Annotated in this window: 14 protein-coding genes; 1 reads left to right on the top strand and 13 read right to left on the bottom strand. The window is 67.8% G+C overall.

Translation table 11 applies throughout. The features are described from left to right. The first annotated feature begins 156 nt into the window (after positions 1-156). Positions 157-357 carry a CsbD family protein gene (locus HMJ39_RS03865; RefSeq protein WP_161386061.1) on the top strand — a complete coding sequence of 67 codons (201 nt, stop codon included), beginning with the start codon at positions 157-159 and terminating at the stop codon, positions 355-357. 112 nt (positions 358-469) lie between these two features. On the opposite strand, the gene HMJ39_RS03860 is transcribed toward HMJ39_RS03865, so the two are convergent. The 13 genes from HMJ39_RS03860 to HMJ39_RS03800 all read right to left on the bottom strand — a co-directional run bounded on the left by HMJ39_RS03860 (position 470) and on the right by HMJ39_RS03800 (position 17,099). Beyond that, the gene (locus HMJ39_RS03860) at positions 470-2,065 is read right to left on the bottom strand and encodes an isocitrate lyase (protein ID WP_194296351.1); all 1,596 of its coding nucleotides are present in this window, start codon (positions 2,063-2,065) and stop codon (positions 470-472) included. Between the two features lie 155 nt (positions 2,066-2,220). Further along, a complete protein-coding gene (locus tag HMJ39_RS03855; RefSeq protein ID WP_194296350.1) occupies positions 2,221-3,066 on the bottom strand; it encodes a universal stress protein in 846 nt (281 codons plus the stop codon). Between the two features lie 26 nt (positions 3,067-3,092). Then, positions 3,093-4,571 (bottom strand): SulP family inorganic anion transporter, encoded by a 1,479-nt coding sequence (locus HMJ39_RS03850; RefSeq protein WP_194296349.1) that lies wholly within the window; start codon positions 4,569-4,571, stop codon positions 3,093-3,095. Between the two features lie 322 nt (positions 4,572-4,893). Then, positions 4,894-6,474, bottom strand: coding sequence for a peptide chain release factor 3 (prfC, locus tag HMJ39_RS03845; RefSeq protein ID WP_194296348.1), 1,581 nt, complete (start codon positions 6,472-6,474; stop codon positions 4,894-4,896). Between the two features lie 64 nt (positions 6,475-6,538). Continuing rightward, on the bottom strand, positions 6,539-7,243 hold the full coding sequence (locus HMJ39_RS03840; protein ID WP_161386066.1) for an RNA polymerase sigma factor FliA: 705 nt from the start codon (positions 7,241-7,243) through the stop codon (positions 6,539-6,541). 89 nt (positions 7,244-7,332) lie between these two features. Beyond that, positions 7,333-7,764 (bottom strand): flagellar protein FlhE, encoded by a 432-nt coding sequence (locus tag HMJ39_RS03835; protein ID WP_194296347.1) that lies wholly within the window; start codon positions 7,762-7,764, stop codon positions 7,333-7,335. Continuing rightward, positions 7,761-9,719, bottom strand: coding sequence for a flagellar biosynthesis protein FlhF (locus tag HMJ39_RS03830; RefSeq protein ID WP_194296346.1), 1,959 nt, complete (start codon positions 9,717-9,719; stop codon positions 7,761-7,763). Before HMJ39_RS03830 ends, HMJ39_RS03835 begins: the two co-directional genes overlap by 4 nt. 10 nt (positions 9,720-9,729) lie before the next feature. Next, positions 9,730-11,805, bottom strand: a complete 2,076-nt coding sequence (gene flhA / locus HMJ39_RS03825; RefSeq protein ID WP_194296345.1) for a flagellar biosynthesis protein FlhA — start codon at positions 11,803-11,805, stop codon at positions 9,730-9,732. Further along, positions 11,802-12,938 carry a flagellar biosynthesis protein FlhB gene (flhB, locus tag HMJ39_RS03820; protein ID WP_194296344.1) on the bottom strand — a complete coding sequence of 379 codons (1,137 nt, stop codon included), beginning with the start codon at positions 12,936-12,938 and terminating at the stop codon, positions 11,802-11,804. The genes flhA and flhB overlap by 4 nt, the downstream gene beginning before the upstream one ends. Before the next feature lie 160 nt (positions 12,939-13,098). Beyond that, positions 13,099-13,788, bottom strand: coding sequence for a protein phosphatase CheZ (gene cheZ / locus HMJ39_RS03815; protein ID WP_194296343.1), 690 nt, complete (start codon positions 13,786-13,788; stop codon positions 13,099-13,101). Between the two features lie 30 nt (positions 13,789-13,818). After that, positions 13,819-14,208: a chemotaxis response regulator CheY gene (gene cheY / locus HMJ39_RS03810; protein ID WP_194296342.1), complete on the bottom strand. Its 390-nt coding sequence runs from the start codon at positions 14,206-14,208 to the stop codon at positions 13,819-13,821. 51 nt (positions 14,209-14,259) lie between these two features. Then, positions 14,260-16,059: a methyl-accepting chemotaxis protein gene (locus HMJ39_RS19135; protein WP_194296341.1), complete on the bottom strand. Its 1,800-nt coding sequence runs from the start codon at positions 16,057-16,059 to the stop codon at positions 14,260-14,262. A 38-nt stretch (positions 16,060-16,097) separates the two neighbouring features. Next, complete coding sequence (locus HMJ39_RS03800; RefSeq protein ID WP_407645791.1) at positions 16,098-17,099, bottom strand: protein-glutamate methylesterase/protein-glutamine glutaminase; 1,002 nt, start codon at positions 17,097-17,099, stop codon at positions 16,098-16,100. Positions 17,100-17,115 lie beyond the last annotated feature (16 nt).

The following is a 17,115-nucleotide window of genomic DNA, read 5'->3' as shown; positions in this document are numbered from 1 at the left end:
CACGGCCCACCGGGGCCGCGCGGCGCCCATGATGGGGCCATCGGCGGTCTCCGGCAAGTACGATAAAAACTGCTAAATCTTCGCTTGCCCCCCTTACGCCCCGGCCCCACAAGCGCATACTGAAGCCTCATTCGTCGTTACCGCATGGAGGTAGTAATGAACAGCGATACGCTGAAAGGCCAGTGGAAACAGTTGAAAGGCGATGCAAAGAAACAGTGGGCCAAGCTCACCGATGACGACCTCAAGCAGATCGAGGGTCACAAGGACAAGCTGGTGGGCAAGATCCAGGAGCGTTACGGCTCCACCCGCGAGGACGCGGAACGTCAAGCCGATGAGTGGCTGGACAAGCAAGGCTGACAAGGACCGCTGTGTAGCAGCGACGTAAGGAGCGGCCGCCAGGGACGGCGGCCATAAAAAAAGGGCGGGATCCAAGGATCCCGCCCTTCTTTTTTTAACACCGAACCGGTTGTTAGCCGAACTGGTTCATGGTGTTGTCCTTACCGCCGGCTTTCAGCGCGGCTTCACCGGAGAAGTACTCTTTGTGATCATCGCCGATGTTGGAACCGGCCATGTCCTGGTGCTTCACGGTGGCGATGCCACGGCGGATTTCCTTGCGCTGAACGCCCGCGGCGTAGGCCAGCATGCCTTCCTCACCGAAGTAACCTTCCACCAGCTGATCGGTGGACAGGGCGGCGGTGTGGTAGGTCGGCAGCGTGATCAGGTGGTGGAACACACCGGCTTCACGGGAGGCCTTGGCCTGGAACTCACGGGTCCAGCGGTCGGCTTCGGCGGCCAGATCGCTGTCGTCGTACTTGGCGTTCATCAGGTCGCCACGGTCGTAACCGGATACGTCCTTGCCTTCCTCTTTCCAGGCGTCGAACACCTGCTGACGGAAGTTCAGGGTCCAGTTGAAGGACGGGCTGTTGTTGTACACCAGCTTGGCGTTCGGCTCTTGCTCGCGGATGCGGTCGACCATGTGCTTGATGTGAGCCACGTTCGGGGTCGGGGTTTCGATCCACAGCAGGTCGGCGCCGTTTTGCAGGCTGGTGACACAGTCCAGAACCACGCGGTCGATGTTGGTGCCTTCGCGGAACTGGAACAGGCCGGACGCCAGACGGGTCGGCTTGAGCAGCTTGCCTTCGGACTTGATCACGATGTCGCCGTTGTTGATCTGCTCGGCGGAATCGATGAACTCACCTTCCAGGAAGGCGTTGTACTGGTCGCCCAGGTCGCCCGGCTCGTTGGTCACGGCGATCTGCTTGGTCAGGCCAGCGCCTTCGGAGTCGGTACGGGCAACGATCACGCCATCGTCGACACCCAGCTCCAGGAACGCGTAGCGAACGGCGTTCAGCTTGGCGATGAAGTCGGCGTGGGGAACGGTCACTTTGCCGTCCTGGTGGCCGCACTGCTTCTCGTCGGAAACCTGGTTCTCGATCTGGATGCAGCAGGCACCGGCTTCGATCAGCTTCTTGGCCAGCAGGTAGGTGGCTTCCGGGTTACCGAAGCCGGCGTCGATATCGGCGATGATCGGCACAACGTGGGTCTCGAAGTTGTCGATCTTGTCGATGATCTCTTTCTGCTTGGCTTCGTCACCGGCTTCCTTGGCGGCGTCCAGGTCACGGAACAGGTGGTTCAGTTCCCAGGCGTCGGCTTGCTTGAGGAAGGTGTACAGCTCGCGGATCAGGTCGGCCACGGCGGTTTTTTCGTGCATGGACTGGTCAGGCAGCGGACCGAACTCGGAACGCAGCGCGGCGACCATCCAGCCGGACAGGTACAGGTAGCGGCCCTTGGTGCTGCCGAAGTATTTCTTGATGGAAATCATCTTCTGCTGACCGATGAAACCGTGCCAGCAACCCAGGGACTGAGTGTACTTGGAGTTGTCCGCGTCGTAGGCCGCCATGTCCTTGCGCATGATGCTCGCGGTGTACTTGGCGATATCCAGATGCGTGTTGAAACGGTTCTGCAGACGCATGCGGACAGCGGATTCCGGGTTGATGTCGTGCCAGGTTTTGTTGGCACCAACCACGGAGCTCAGTGCTTCGATCTCTTTGAGGTACTGTGACATGGTCAATCCTTGTCAATAGAAGAATGAACACCGCAGCCGCCGGTCACGCGGGGCAGGGCCCGCCCGACGCCGACTACCGATGCCGCGCATTCTAGGAGCGCGGTTCTCATAAAAACAATCAATCTTGATGATAACCGGTATTCGCGCCGTGAATGCTACCTCAGAATCAGGTGTGGCACCCGGGCATGGCGGATCAGCCGGTCGGTGGTGCTGCCGATCAGGAATTCCCGGATCCGCGAGTGACCGTAGGCGCCCATGACCACCAGGTCCAGATCGTGCTCTTCCTGGTAGCGGTGCAGTTCCGCCTCCACGTCCCCCTTCAGGGACGCCACCGTCACCGGATGGCCGTTATCCTCCAGGCGCCCGGCGGCCCAGTCCGCGCCCTCGCGGTCCCGGTCCGAGCCGTTCACCTGCACCAGGTGGCAGGGCAGCTCGCGCAGCAGCGGGCTGCTGGCGATCAGGCGCACGCCGTCGCGCATGGAGGGGCTGTTGTCGTAGGCCAGCATCAACGCGCCGGGCTCACGGAACGGCCCCACCGCCAGCAGCACGGAGCGGTCCACGCCGCGGATCAGCTTTTCCACGTTGTCGCCGATCCGGTCGACGCCGGTGTGCTCGGTGCCCTGCTTGCCGATCACCAGCAGCCGGGTTTCCTGGTCCAGCTCACGCACCGCGTCGAGCAGCTTGCCGTGGCGCTGGCGCAGCACCGGCGCCGGGTGCCCGGCCGCCGCCAGGCGCTCCCGGGCCGCCTCCAGCAGTGCCCTGCCCTCCTCCAGGGCCAGACGGTTGCGGCGCGCGTCCAGGTCCGCCAGCTCCTTGAGCAGGGCTTCCCGGGTGCCCAGGCCGATATTGCCGCTCAGGTTGGACTCGCTGGGGTAGCGGTCCTCGTCCAGCACGTGCAGCAACATGAGCGGCGCCCCCAGGCGCCGGGCCGCCCAGGCGGCGTGGTCGCAGATGGTGTCCGCCGCGGCGGAGCCGTCGATGCAGGCAATCACATGACTCATGGTCGATCCTCGAATCCGGGGGTGGCTCAGTGGCCGCCCATCATTTTTTCCACGGCGTCCGGCTTGTCGTGGACGGCGTATTTATCCACCAGGGTGGCGCTGGCCTCGTCCAGGCCGATGACCTCCACCTCGGTGCCTTCGCGGCGGAACTTGATCACCGCCTTGTCCAGGGCGCCGATGGCGGTGATGTCCCAGAAGCGGGCCCGGTGCACGTCGATGGTGACTTTTTCCAGGCCTTCCTTGTAGTCGAACGCCGCCAGGAACCGGTCCGCGGAGGTGAAGAACACCTGCCCCACCACCTGATAACGGCGCTGGTAGCCGGCGTCGTCGGCCTCGCTGGACACATAGAACACCCGGCCCACCTTGTTGGCGTAGAACAGGGCGCTGAGCAGCACGCCGATGCCCACGCCGATGGCCAGGTTGTGGGTGAACACGGTCACCGCCACGGTGACCAGCATCACCACGCTGCTGCTCGGCGGATGACGGCGCAAGTTGAGAATCGACTCCCAACTGAAGGTACCGATGGACACCATGATCATCACCGCCACCAGGGCGGCCATGGGAATCCGCGACACCCAGTCGCCCAGGAACACCACCAGCACCAGCAGCACCACGCCGGCCACCAGGGTGGACAGCCGGGTGCGGCCGCCGGATTTCATGTTGATCACCGACTGGCCGATCATGGCGCAGCCGGCCATGCCGCCGAGGAAACCGGAGGCGATGTTGGCCATGCCCTGGCCCCGGCATTCGCGGTGCTTATCGCTGTCCGTGTCGGTGAGGTCGTCGACGATGGTGGCGGTCATCATCGATTCCAGCAGCCCCACCACGGCCATGGTCAGCGACACCGGGAAGATGATGCGCAGGGTCTCCAGGGACAGGGGAATATCCGGCAGCAGGAACACCGGCAGACTGCTGGGCAGCTCGCCCTTGTCGCCCACGGTGGGCATGTCCAGGCCGAAGAATACCGCCACGGCGGTGAGCACCAGAATGCACACCAGCGGCGACGGCACCACCCGGGTCAGGAAGGGGAACAGGTAGATGATGCCCAGGCCGGCGGCGGTCATGGCGTAGACGTGCCAGGTGACGCCGATCAGCTCCGGAATCTGGGCCAGGAAGATCAGGATCGCCAGGGCGTTGACGAAGCCGGTGACCACCGAGCGGGACACGAAGCGCATCACCGTGGCCAGCTTGAAGATCCCGAAAATGATCTGCAGCACCCCGGTGAGCACGGTGGCGGCGAGCAGATACTGCAGGCCATGCTCGCGCACCAGGGTCACCATGAGCAGCGCCATGGCGCCGGTGGCGGCGGAGATCATTCCCGGGCGGCCACCGGCGAAGGCGGTGACCACGGCGATGCAGAACGAGGCGTACAACCCCACCTTGGGGTCCACCTCGGCGATGATCGAGAAGGCGATCGCCTCCGGAATCAGGGCCAGCGCCACCACCAGACCGGAGAGCACATCACCACGAAGATTGGAAAACCAGTTTTCTTTCAACGGCAGCAAAACGGAATCCTTCTAACAACAACGAAGCACGGAACGCGACGGGCACGCCGACGCGGCAAACCATAAGCAACAAAAATGACGACCGGGGTGGCCGGGAGTACGCCGTCATGGAAGACGGCCGACGGATCATCGCGGAACGCGATGACAGGGGGGCGAAACGCTAGGGCGGATTGGACGCCATGAACATATCGAAATCGGGGCCGGTGCCAAAGAGGGCGGCGAGTCTAGCACAGCGACCGCGCCGCCGCACGGCCCCGGGGGATTTACATACCCTCCGTAGGAGCGGCTTTAGCCGCTCCTACAAGAAGGCCCGGGGTCGGGTTCAGATCTCCCGGGTTTCCCGGAAACGGATTTCCGGGTGCCGCTCCTGGGCCAGCTGCAGGTTCACGCGGGTGGGCGCCAGGTAGGTGAGATGGCCGGCGCCGTCCCGGGCCAGGTGCTCGTGGGCCTTGCGTTCGAAAGCGTCCAGTTCCCGTTCGCTGTCCGCCTCGGTCCAGCGGGCGGTGCTCACGTTGACCGCCTCGTAGCGGCAGTCCACGCCGTATTCCGCCTTCAGGCGGGCGGCCACCACGTCGAACTGCAGAGTGCCCACGGCGCCCAGGATCACGTCGTTGTTGCGCAGCGGGAAGAACACCTGGGTGGCGCCCTCCTCCGCCAGCTGGGTGAGGCCCTTGTGCAGCTGCTTGCTCTTGAGCGGGTCGTTGAGCACCACGCGCTGGAACAGCTCCGGGGCGAAGTGCGGAATACCGGTGAAGCGCAGCTCCTCGCCTTCGGTGAAGGTATCGCCGATCTGGATGGTGCCGTGGTTGTGCAGGCCGATGATGTCGCCGGCGAAGGCCTGATCCACGTTATCGCGTTCGCCGGCCAGGAAGGTCAGGGCGTCGGCGATGCGCACGTCCTTGCCGGTGCGGCACTGCTTGAGCTTGATGCCCTTCTGGTACTTGCCGGAGCAGATGCGCAGGAAGGCGATGCGGTCCCGGTGGCGCGGGTCCATGTTGGCCTGGATCTTGAACACGAAGCCGGTCATCTTGCCTTCGTCGGGTTGCACCTGGCGCGCGCCGCCGTCCCGGGGCTGCGGCGGCGGCGCCCAGTCCACCAGGCCGTCGAGCATGTGGTCGACGCCGAAGTTGCCCAGGGCGGTGCCGAAGAACACCGGCGTCAGCCTGCCGGCCAGGAAACGTTCCAGGTCGAATTCATGGCTGGCGCCCTGCACCAGCTCCAGGGTGTCGCGCAGTTCCTGGGCGTAGTCCGCGCCCACCGCCTGGTCCAGTTCCGGGTTGTTCAGGCCCTGCACTTCGCGCACTTCCTGCACGGTGTGGCCCTGGCCGGTCTTGTACAGCACGGTGGTATCGCGCAGCAGGTTATAGACGCCCTTGAAGCTCTTGCCCATGCCGATCGGCCAGGTCACCGGGGCGCACTCGATCTTGAGCACGTCCTCGATTTCGTCGAGCACCTCGATGGGGTCGCGCACGTCGCGGTCGAGCTTGTTGATGAAGGTCAGGATGGGTGTGTCGCGCAGCCGGCACACCTCCATCAGCTTGACGGTCCGTTCCTCCACGCCCTTGGCGGCGTCGATCACCATCAGCGCCGAGTCCACCGCCGTCAGGGTGCGGTAGGTGTCCTCGGAGAAGTCGGCGTGGCCGGGGGTGTCGAGCAGGTTCACGGTGGCGTCCCGGTAGGGGAACTGCATCACCGAGGTGGTCACCGAGATGCCCCGCTCCTTCTCCATCTCCATCCAGTCGGAGGTGGCGTGCACGCCGCTCTTCTTGCCCTTCACGGTGCCCGCCATGCGAATCTGGTTGCCGTACAGCAGCAGCTTCTCGGTAATGGTGGTCTTACCGGCGTCCGGGTGGGAGATGATGGCGAAGGTTCGCCGTTGGTGGATCTCGTCGCTGGGGTTCATAGAATCCTCGGTCTGCGTCGGCGCGCATTGTAACGCCGGCCCGGGGATTCGTGTAGGCGCGCCGTCAGTCGGATTCCGCCAGGCGCGAACGCAGACGGCTGATCGCCTGGCTGTGCAGCTGGCAGACCCGGGACTCGGTGACGCCGAGCACGGCACCGATTTCCTTGAGGTTGAGTTCTTCCTGGTAGTACAGCGCCACCAGCAGTTTCTCGCGCTCCGGCAGGGCCTCGATGGCGGCGGTCAGGCGCTCGCGCTGCTGGCCGTCCACCAGGGCGGCGAACGGCGACGGCGGCGCGCCGCTGCCGGCTTCCGGCTCGCCGCGCTCTTCCACCATTTCCTCGTAGGGCAGCAGGTAGCCGTTGTTGGTGTCGGTGAGCAGCTGCTGATACTCGGCCAGGTCCATGCCCATCTCGGCGGCGATTTCACGCTCTTCCGGCGGGCGGCCGAGACGCTGCTCCAGGCGGTGCACGCACTGATCCAGGTTGCGGGCGTTGCGGCGCACGCTGCGCGGCAGCCAGTCCCGGGTGCGCAGCTCATCGATCATGGCGCCCCGGATGCGCTGGCTGGCGAAGGTGGAGAAACTGGCGCCGGCGTTGGGGTCGAAGCGCCGCAGCGCGTCCAGCAGCCCCACCGTGCCGGCCTGGATCAGGTCGTCCAGGTCGATGCCGGAGGGCAGCTTCACCTGCAAGGCCAACGCCTGGCGGCGCACCGCCGGCAGGTGTTGCTCCAGCAAGGCATCGTGATCGATTTTACCCTGTGCCGTGTACATGTGGTTCTCCGCAAGGGGCGCCCGTGACTGCTTTCATTATTGGCATCTGGCCGGCTTTGGAAGCGGTGAATAACGCTCGTTGGGCGGGCTTATTTGCCGGATCGACCGGCGAGGTCCGGATCGGCGTCGTTCGGATCGGCGTAAGCCACCGTCAGGCGCAGCGCCGCCACCCGCAGCGGTTGCCGGGCCCCCGCCGCCAGCCGGAAACGGAACCGCAGCGGCCGGTCGCCGCGCCAGGCCGCCGGCGCCGGCGCGCGGCCCCGGGGGCCGCCCAGCGCCAGGCAGTGGCCGGCCTGGCACAGCCAGGCCCGGGGCTCGGCGCCGGCGGGGACGCGGTAGCGCCAGCTCACCCGCGTGGGCGTGGCCCGTTCGGCCAGGGGCGGCGGCGTCAGGGCCCGGCTGTGGTAGTCCCGGTCCGGCCCCGCCACGCGCACCGCCGGGGCCTCGGCGGTCCAGCTGCCCGGTGCCGCCACGGCCAGGCCGGCGACCAGCGACAACAGCGCCGCCGCCGAGCGCCTCACGGCTCCAGGCCCAGATCACGGCCCAGATCGCGCAGGCTGTGGCGAGCGCGCAGCAGCGCCAGCAGCGCGTCGAGCAGGGTTTCCGGCTTGCGCCGGCGGCGCCCACCGAGCAGGGCCAGCAGCTGGCCACGGGCGTCCAGGGCCCAGTCGCCGTCGTCCAGATCCAGGCGCAGGGCCAGGGAGGCCAGCAGGCCGGCGGCGCCGGCGGGCGCCGCCAGCCCTTCCCGGTCCAGGGTCAGACGGGCACGCCGCTCCAGCGCCGGCAGGCCCTCGGCGCTCAGCGACGCCACCAGCAACGACAGGGTTCGTTCGCGATCCTGGTCGCCGGGCGCCAGCCAGTAGCGCTGGCCCAGCTCGGCGCCGGTGTCCAGGTCGTGGAGGCTGGCGAACCAGGCGCACAGCCGGGCGCTGAGCGGGGCGGCGCCGCCGCCGGCCACCGGCGCCGCCACATCCAGGCGGCGCAGGCGCGCCTGCACCGCGCGGCCCCGGTGACGCAGCAGGCGGCTGTCCCAGGCGACGGCCCGGGCCCGGCTTTCTTCCAGGGCATGCCGTTCACCGCGCAGCCACACCCGGCCATTGCCCCGGGCGGAGGCCAGCCAGGGGCGCGCGCCCAGGCGGTGCCAGAGGGCCGCGTCCGGCAGCGACGGCAGCAGCCGGGCACCGTCGCCGTGGTCGCTCACCGGGCCCAGGGGCAGCCCGCCCGGGTCCAGGGCCAGGCGCACCCGGGCGTCCTCGGCGCCGTGCACGATGGCGTCCGGTCCGGCGGTGGCCAGGCCGCCGCCGGGGGTGGCTTCCAGCAGTTCGCGGAACGCCGGAACGCCGTCGCGAAGCAGACGGCTGGCGGCGTCCAGGGCGCGGCTCTGGTCCAGCAGCCGCTCCGCCCAGCGCCGGTCGCCCACCGCCGGGGCCCGCTCCAGCTCATCGCTGTCCGGGGTGGCCAGCAGGTCGTCGAGCAGGGCCTCCGGCCGCGCCGGGGTCAGATCCTCGGGGATACGCTGGCCGGCGCTCAGGTAATGCAGACGCAGGCCGTGGCGCAGCACCAGGTCCAGCAACGGGCCCAGGCGGGCGGCGTCGTCCCGGCCGGTGACGATGACGTCGTCCAGGCGCCGGCCGGCGGCCCGGGCCAGGCCCCGGTACACCGCCAGGGTCTCTTCCAGGGTCTCCGGGGCGGCGCCGGCGGGCAGCACCAGCACCGGCCGCGCCGCCGGGCCCGCGCGGTGCAGCGCGGCGCCCAGGTCCGGGTCGCGCAGACCCCGGCCCCGGGTGTCGATCAGGGTCAGGCCACCGGGCTCCGGGGGCACCGGCCGCTCCTGGTCGAGCTTCTCCCAGGACAGGCCCAGGCCCTCCGCCCGGCGCGCCAGCGCCGGCGGTGGCGGGGTTTCCACCCACAGGCGGGCGCGGGCGGCGCCGGCCCGGGCCGCCAGCTTGAGGGCGACGCTGGTCTTGCCGACGCCGGCCGGGCCCAGCACCACCAAGGTGCCGTCCTGCTCCAGGCCCTCGCCGGTCAGAAGGCGACGGCGCAGTTGCCGGCGCAGCCACGGGTCGAGGCCGCCGAGGCCGGCCTCCTCCGGCCAGCCGGCCAGCAGGTCGTCGCTCAAGGCGGCGCCCAAGCCCAGGGCCGCCAGCCGCCGCCGCAGGGCGCGGCGGGCCGGGGTTTCGTCCTCGCCACGGGCGTCCAGCCGGGCGCGCAGATCACGCACCTCGCGCAGCAATTGTTCACTGAGCCCGGCGTCCGGGGCGGTGGATGGCGACCCCGCCGCCGGGGACGCGGACCGGGGCGGCGGCGCCGGGCGGCGGGGCGGCGCCGGGCCCGCTTCGTCCTCGGCCACGGCCAGGATCTCCACGCCGTCCGGGGTGCTGCGGTTGGCCAGAATCAGGGCGTCGTCGCCCAGGGCGGCGCGCACCCGGCCCATGGCCTCGCGGTTATTGGCGCCGGTGAATCGCTGTACGCTCATGGGCTTTCCCTCAGGACGGTCCGCCGATCAGTTGGGTCACGCGCAGCCCCCGGTCGTCGGGGATCTCCGCCTGGGACATCACCGCCAGGTGACGCAGGCGGCGGCGCAGGAAATGGGCCAGCAGCGGCCGCAGGTTATGGGGCACCACCAGCACCGGCGGATCGCCGGCGGCTTCCTGGCGCTCCAGGGCGGCGGCGGCCTGGTTCATCAGGGTGTCCGCCAGCCCCGGCTCCAGGGCGCCGCCGCCGTTGAGTGCCTGGTTGAGCACCTGTTCGAGCTGGCCGTCCAGGCCGATCACGCGCAGCTCGTCCTGGCCAGGGAAATACTGGTGGCTGATGGCGCGGCCCAGGGCCACCCGCACCAGGGCGGTAAGGTCGTGGGCGCCGGCGCCCTCGCTGGCGTGTTCGGCCAGGGTGTCGAGGATGGTGCGCAGATCGCGGATCGAGACGTCCTCGTCGAGCAGGTGCTGGAGGATGCGCTGCAGGGTGGTGAGCGACACCGCCTTGGGCACCACGTCCTCCACCAGGCCCTTGTTGGCGTCGCCCAGCTTGTCCAGCAGTTGCTGCACTTCCTGACGGCCCAGCATCTCGGCGGAATGGCCGTGCAACAGATGGTTGAGGTGGGTGGCCACCACGGTGCTGGCGTCCACCACGGTGTAGCCGTACACCTGGGCCTGCTCGCGCTGGTTCTCCTCGATCCACACCGCCGGTAGACCGAACGCCGGGTCCCGGGTGGGGGTGCCGCTCACCTCGCCGGACACCTGGCCCGGGTCGATGGCCAGCCATTTGCCCGGGTAGGCCTCGCCGCGCCCCACCTCGGCGCCCTTGAGGGTAATCACATAGGTGTTGGCGCCCAGCTCCAGGTTGTCGCGGATGTGCACCACCGGCGGCAGGAACCCGACCTCCTGGGCGAATTTCTTGCGCACGCTCTTGATGCGGCCCAGCAGCTCGCCCTGCTGGCGGTAATCGACCATGGGAATCAGCCGGTGGCCCACTTCCAGGCCCAGGGTGTCGATCAACTGGACGTCGTCCCAGCTCGCTTCCGGGGCTTCCGGCTGGGGCGGCGGCTCCGCCTGGATCCGTTCCTCCGCCAGCTGGCGGTCGCCGCGCCGGGCCAGGTACCAGCCGGCGCCGGCCAGGGCGGCGGTGAACAGCAGGAACACGAAGTTGGGCATGCCCGGCACCAGGCCCAGCAGGCCCATGACGCCGGCGGCCAGAATCAGCACCTTGGGGTTGACCAGCAGCTGCTCGATCATCTGCTGGCCCACGTCCTGCTCGGTGTTGACCCGGGACACGGTGACGCCGGCGGCGGTGGAGATCACCAGCGCCGGGATCTGCGCCACCAGGCCGTCGCCGATGGTGAGCAGGGTGTAGGTGCGACCGGCATCGGCGAACGACAGATCGTGCTGCGCCATGCCGATGATCAGGCCGCCGATGATGTTCACCGCCATGATCACCAGGCCGGCCACGGCGTCACCGCGCACGAACTTGCTGGCGCCGTCCATGGAGCCGTAGAAATCCGCTTCCTGGGACACCTCGGCGCGGCGCTTCTTGGCTTCTTCCTCGCCGATCAGGCCGGCGTTGAGGTCGGCGTCGATGGCCATCTGCTTGCCGGGCATGGCATCCAGCATGAAGCGCGCGCCCACCTCGGCGATGCGGCCGGCGCCCTTGGTGATCACCATGAAATTGATCACCACCAGGATCAGGAACACCACCAGACCGACGGCGAAGTTGCCGCCCACCAGGAACTGGCCGAACGCCTCGATCACCTTGCCGGCGGCGGCGCCGCCTTCGTGGCCTTCCATCAGCACCACCCGGGTGGAGGCCACGTTGAGCGCCAGCCGCAGCAGGGTGGTGAACAGCAGCACCGCCGGGAAAGCGGAAAAATCCAGGGCGCGCAGGGTGAACATGCTGACCAGCAGCACCATCAGCGACAGCGCGATGTTGAAGGTGAAGAACAGATCCAGGGCGAACGGCGGCAGCGGCAGGATCAGCATCGCCATGATCAGCAGGATCAACAGCGGGCCGGCCAGCAGCTTGCCGTCGGTGGCGGCCACCGGGCCCAGGTACTGACTCAGGGCTTTCATGGCGCCACCTCCAGTTCCGGCGGCACGGTCAGCTGCGAGGGCGTGATCGGGGTTTCACCGCCCTCCTCCCGGGCCCGCTTGAGGCGGAACGCCCACACCAGCACCTCCGCCACGGCGGTGTACAGCGGGCCGGGGATTTCCCGGTCCAGGTCCACGTGCCGGTACAGGGAGCGGGCCAGCGGCGGCGCTTCCAGCAGCGGCACGCGATGTTCGGCGCCCAGCTCGCGGATGCGCGCCGCCACCGCGTCGGCGCCCTTGGCCACCACCCGGGGCGCGTTCATGCGCTGCTCTTCGTACTTCAGGGCCACGGCGTAATGGGTGGGGTTGGTGACGATCACGTCGGCGTCGGGCACCTGGGTCATCATGCGGTTGCGGGCCATGGCCTGCTGCTGGCCACGGATCTTGGCCTTGAGGTGCGGGTCGCCCTCGCTTTCCTTGTGCTCGCGCTTCACCTCTTCCTTGCTCATGCGCAGCTTCTTGGAATGGCTCCAGAGCTGGTAGGGCACGTCGATGAGGATCACCACGATCAGCGACAGCACCATCAGGGCGCAGGCCATGGCGGCCAGGCGCAGGGCGTCCGCCAGGGCCTGCTGCAGGGGCTGGTCCATGAGCGACATGAATTCGCCCCGGTGGGCGACCATGAAACTCACCGCCACCAGACCCACCAGCACCGATTTGGCGATCGCCTTGGCGAGCTCGGCCAGGGCCTGGGAGGAAAACTGACGCTTGAGGCCCTTGATCGGGTTGAGCTTGCCGGGCTGCGGCTTGAGGGATTTGGCGGAAATCAGCAAACCGCCCAGCAGGTTGGGGGCGACCAGGGCGGTCACCGCCAGCAACAGGAACAGGGGTAGCAGGCCGAACAGGGCCCGCGCCCCCAGGTCGACGGCGTGCACCAGCATCACGGTGGGATCGAACGCCTGCTGGCGGTCGAACAGGAAGGACTGCTCCATGACGCGGCCGACGCGCCCGAACAGGGCCGGGCCCAGCGCCCACAGGCCGCCCACCCCGGCGAACAGCAGCAGCACCGTGGTGAGCTCCCGGGAACGGGCCACCTGCCCGTCTTCACGGGCTTTCTCCCGTTTTCGGGGCGTGGCCTCTTCGGTCTTTTCCTGATCTTCGGTTTCGTCGGCCATGATGCGGCGTCCGCGCGCAATTGCTCTCGCGGAGCATTGTCGGCCAGGCCGGCACCGGCCAAACCGCCGATAAGCGACCGCTATCGGCGGCTATTCATGGCAAGCGCGGGTCGCGACTGAAGTCGCTCCTACGGTGAGCGGACGCCGTGGGCGATCCGCGCTAGAAGCCCAGCTCGTCGAGCAGGTCGTCCACCTGATCCTGGCTGCTCACCACGTCCTCGCCCTCGGGCTTGATCTGCGGACCGTTCATCAGGCCGGCCTCCTCGCGCTGGCGGGCCACCTCCGCGGAACTGCTGTCCATGCGCTGGCGCATGGCTTCCCGCTCCTGGCCCTCGGGGACGCTCTCCAGCAGCACCTGCAGCAGCTGGCGCTCGACCTCCTGGATCACCTCCATCATCTTCTTGATCACCTGGCCGGTGAGATCCTGGAAGTCCTGGGCCATCATGATTTCCAACAGTTCCTTGTTGGTGTCGCGGGCCATGGCCGGCACCGCGCCCAGGTAGCGACGGGTTTCGGTGACCAGTTCGCGGGCGTCGTCCAGCTCCATGGGGTTCTCGAACCAGGCGCTCCACTGCTCGTCCAGGGCCTGGGCGCGGCTTTCCATTTCGTCCTGGAGCGGCTGGGCGCGGTCCACGGCGTTAAGCGCCCGGTTCGCCGCCTGCTCGGTCATGGAGGCCACGTAATTGAGCCGCGCCCGGGCATCGGGTATCGCCTCGGCGGCTTTTTCCACCTCTTTATCCAGCCCCAGCTCGCGCATGCTGTCACGGAGCATGCGGGTGAGCTGTCCGATACGCTGCACCAGATCTTCGTTGTGAGCGTGTTCGTTCGTCGGCCGCGCCTCACCACTCATAGTCGCTTCTCCTGTCGCGAAGTCCGGGCTTTATTTGCCCAGCTTCTCGAAAATCTTGTTGAGCTTCTCTTCCAGGGTCACGGCGGTGAACGGCTTGACGATATAGCCGTTGGCACCGGCCTGGGCGGCGGCGACGATGTTGTCCTTCTTGGCCTCGGCGGTGACCATCAACACGGGCAGGGACTTCATCCCTTCATCGGCACGGATCTGCTTGAGCATCTCCAGACCGTCCAGGTTGGGCATGTTCCAATCCGACACCACGAAGTCGAAGCCGCCGGCCTTGAGCCTGGTCAAGGCTTCCTGGCCGTCCTCGGCTTCCTCCACGTTGGTGAAACCCAGCTCCTTGAGCAGGCTGCGCACGATGCGTCGCATGGTGGGGAAGTCATCCACCACCAGAATACTCATGCCCTTGTCCATCATTTCCTCTCACTGCGTCGCGGCGCCGGGCGGCGGCCCGGCGCATTCATGGATTCAGAATTCTTCCCAGTCGTCCTCGGTAGTCACCGGTTCCCGGCGCGTCGCTTCCCGGGACGGGTGCGCCTCGGCGCGGGCCTCGCGGCGCGGCGCGGCGTCTTCCCGCTCGTCGTCCGAACCGTCCCGAGGCTCCAGCTCCGGCTCCGGTGCCGGCTCCGCCGCCATGGTCACCACCGGCGGCTGATCATCGTGTTCGTCGGCCAGGGGCATCATCATCGGCGCGGCGTCGGCGCCGTTGTCGGCGCTCACGCGGAAAATCGCCACCGCCTGCTCCAGGCGCTTGGCCTGCTCTTCCAGGGACGCCGCCGCGGCACCGGCCTGTTCCACCAGGGAGGCGTTTTGCTGGGTGGCTTCGTCCATCTGGCTGACCGCCTGGCTGACCTGTTCGATACCGCCGCTCTGTTCCTGGGAGGCGGCGGAGATCTCGTCCATGATGTCGGTGACCCGCTTCACCGCGGCCACCACTTCCTTCATGGTTTCACCGGCCTGTTCCACCAGCTCGGAGCCTTCCTGCACTTCCACTGCGGATTGTTCGATCAGTTGCTTGATCTCGCGGGCGGCGTCGGCGCTGTTGCCCGCCAGGTTGCGCACTTCCCCGGCCACCACCGCGAAGCCGCGGCCCTGCTCGCCGGCGCGGGCCGCTTCCACGGAGGCGTTGAGGGCGAGGATGTTGGTCTGGAAAGCGATGGAATCGATCATGCCGGTGATGTCCGCCACCTTGCGGGAGCTGTCGGTGATGCCCTGCATCTTCACCGTGACCTGCTGCATCACGTCACCGCCCTTGGACGCGGTGCCGGAGGCGTCGTTGGCCAGGCTGCTGGCCTGACGGGCGTTGTCCGCGTTCTGCTTCACGGTGGCGGTGAGCTCTTCCATGCTGGTGGCGGTTTCTTCCAGGGAGGCGGCCTGCTGCTCGGTGCGCGAGGACAGGTCGATGTTGCCCCGGGCGATTTCGGAGCTGCCCACCAGGATCGAACCGCTGCTGGAACGCACATCGTTGACGATGCCGCTGAGGCTGGTCTGCATTTCACGCATGGCGTGGAACAGCTTGCCCACCTCGTTGCGGCCGTAGGCCGGAATCCGCTCGGACAGGTCGGCGCGGGCGATGCGCTCCAGGGTTTCCACCGCTTTTTCCAGCGGCTGCACCACGATGCGACGCAGGCCCAGGTAGATGAACAGCATCACCAGCACGGCGGCGATCACCGCGCCCAGGGCGATACGCGAGAACAGCGTGGACTCCTGGTGATAGCCGGCCATCACCTCGGCGCCGCGCTCATCGGCGTAGTGGGTGAAGTCGGTGAGCCGTTTGTTCAGGTTGGTGCCCGGCCCCAACAGTTGCTGGCGCAGCGCCCGGTAGTCACTCAGCGAGCCTTCCTTGAGGGTGTCCAGCTGCTGACGGGTGAGTTCCATGACCTTGCCGAAGGCGGTGGCCAGTTCCGCGGAGAGTTCCTCACCGGCCTCGGTTTTCTCGGTCTCGCTGAAACGCTGAAAACGGCCCTCGGCGCGGTCCAGCAGGGCGCCCACGTTCTGCACCTGGTCGGCGGCGATCATGCGCATGCCCATGTCCAGGTAATCGGCGGCCAGATCCATTTCGATGCGCGCCTGGTTGAGCAGGGTGGTGGCGCGGCTCACCTGGTTGAGCTGCTCCACATTCACCTGGTTGAGGGTGCCGATGGCGTCATCGACCATCCGGTCGTTGGCCACTCGCAGGCCGAACAACAGAGCAATCAGCAGCGTGCAGCAGGCCAACGCGCCGGCGACCGCCGTGTTGATCTTCAGGTTACGGGGGAGTTTAAGCATAACCAGGGTTTCCTTTAATCAGGGGTTCTCGTCGTTGTTCACACCCGTTGGGCGCGCCCGGAAGCCGCCACCAGCGCCATCAAACGCGGCGCCATCTGATCCAGGGGCAGTACCTCGGTGGCGCCGTCGCGGGCGATCGCCTCGCGGGGCATGCCGAACACCAGGGAGCTGTCCTGGTCCTGGGCCAGGGTGTGGGCGCCGGCGCGGCGCATGGTCAGCAGTCCTTCCGCGCCATCCTTGCCCATGCCGGTGAGCAGGATGCCGATGGCGTTGCCGCCGGCCTGGCGGGCCGCCGAATCGAACAGCACGTCCACCGAGGGCCGGTGGCGGTTCACCGGCGGGCCGTCGTCCAGACGCACCACGTAATTGGCGCCGCTGCGTACCAGCTTGAGATGATGATCGCCCGGCGCCACGTAGACGTGACCGGGCAGCACCCGCTCGCCGTCTTCCGCTTCCTTCACCGTGACCCGGCACAGCCGGTCCAGCCGTTGCGCGAAGGAGCGCGTGAACCCGCCGGGCATGTGCTGGGCGATCAGGATCGCCGGCGAGTTCGGCGGCAACGGTTCCAGCACCTGGCGGATCGCCTCCGGCCCGCCGGTGGACGCCCCCAGGATCACCAGCTTCTCGCTGGACACCATCACCGGCTTCAGTTCCCTGGCCGGCGCGGGGGACGCCGCCGGCAGACGCCGGGGCCGCGACTGGGCGGCGGCACGCACCTTCTCGGCGATGCGTTCGGCGTACTCGAGCATGCCGGTGCGAATGCCCAGCGCCGGCTTCTGCACGAAATCCACCGCGCCCAGTTCCAGCGCCCGCAGGGTCACTTCCGAACCGGCCTGGGTCAGCGACGACACCATCAGCACCGGCATCGGCCGCAGCCGCATCAGGCGTTCCAGGAAATCCAGGCCGTCCATGCGCGGCATTTCCACATCCAGGGTCAGAACGTCCGGGTCGTGGCGCTTGATCAAATCTCGTGCCACCAACGGATCCGGTGCCACCGCCACCAGCTCCATGTCGTCCTGCTCGTTGATGATTTCGGTCATCAGGTCGCGGATCAGC

Origin of the sequence: Alloalcanivorax profundimaris, from assembly GCF_015265435.1 — a bacterium.
In the GTDB taxonomy this organism is placed as follows: domain Bacteria; phylum Pseudomonadota; class Gammaproteobacteria; order Pseudomonadales; family Alcanivoracaceae; genus Alloalcanivorax; species Alloalcanivorax profundimaris.
The sequence above is the reverse complement of the archived record's forward strand: the minus strand, read 5'-3'. Positions and strand labels throughout refer to the sequence as shown.

What these genes read in the sequence shown, in the direction of transcription:
- HMJ39_RS03865 (WP_161386061.1), top strand. Translation starts at nt 157, where the DNA reads ATGAACAGCGATACGCTGAAAGGCCAGTGGAAACAGTTGAAAGGCGAT.
- HMJ39_RS03860 (WP_194296351.1), bottom strand. Translation starts at nt 2,065, where the DNA reads ATGTCACAGTACCTCAAAGAGATCGAAGCACTGAGCTCCGTGGTTGGT.
- HMJ39_RS03855 (WP_194296350.1), bottom strand. Translation starts at nt 3,066, where the DNA reads ATGAGTCATGTGATTGCCTGCATCGACGGCTCCGCCGCGGCGGACACC.
- prfC (WP_194296348.1), bottom strand. Translation starts at nt 6,474, where the DNA reads ATGAACCCCAGCGACGAGATCCACCAACGGCGAACCTTCGCCATCATC.
- HMJ39_RS03840 (WP_161386066.1), bottom strand. Translation starts at nt 7,243, where the DNA reads ATGTACACGGCACAGGGTAAAATCGATCACGATGCCTTGCTGGAGCAA.
- HMJ39_RS03830 (WP_194296346.1), bottom strand. Translation starts at nt 9,719, where the DNA reads ATGAGCGTACAGCGATTCACCGGCGCCAATAACCGCGAGGCCATGGGC.
- flhA (WP_194296345.1), bottom strand. Translation starts at nt 11,805, where the DNA reads ATGAAAGCCCTGAGTCAGTACCTGGGCCCGGTGGCCGCCACCGACGGC.
- flhB (WP_194296344.1), bottom strand. Translation starts at nt 12,938, where the DNA reads ATGGCCGACGAAACCGAAGATCAGGAAAAGACCGAAGAGGCCACGCCC.
- cheZ (WP_194296343.1), bottom strand. Translation starts at nt 13,788, where the DNA reads ATGAGTGGTGAGGCGCGGCCGACGAACGAACACGCTCACAACGAAGAT.
- cheY (WP_194296342.1), bottom strand. Translation starts at nt 14,208, where the DNA reads ATGATGGACAAGGGCATGAGTATTCTGGTGGTGGATGACTTCCCCACC.
- HMJ39_RS19135 (WP_194296341.1), bottom strand. Translation starts at nt 16,059, where the DNA reads ATGCTTAAACTCCCCCGTAACCTGAAGATCAACACGGCGGTCGCCGGC.
- HMJ39_RS03800 (WP_407645791.1), bottom strand. Translation starts at nt 17,099, where the DNA reads ATGACCGAAATCATCAACGAGCAGGACGACATGGAGCTGGTGGCGGTG.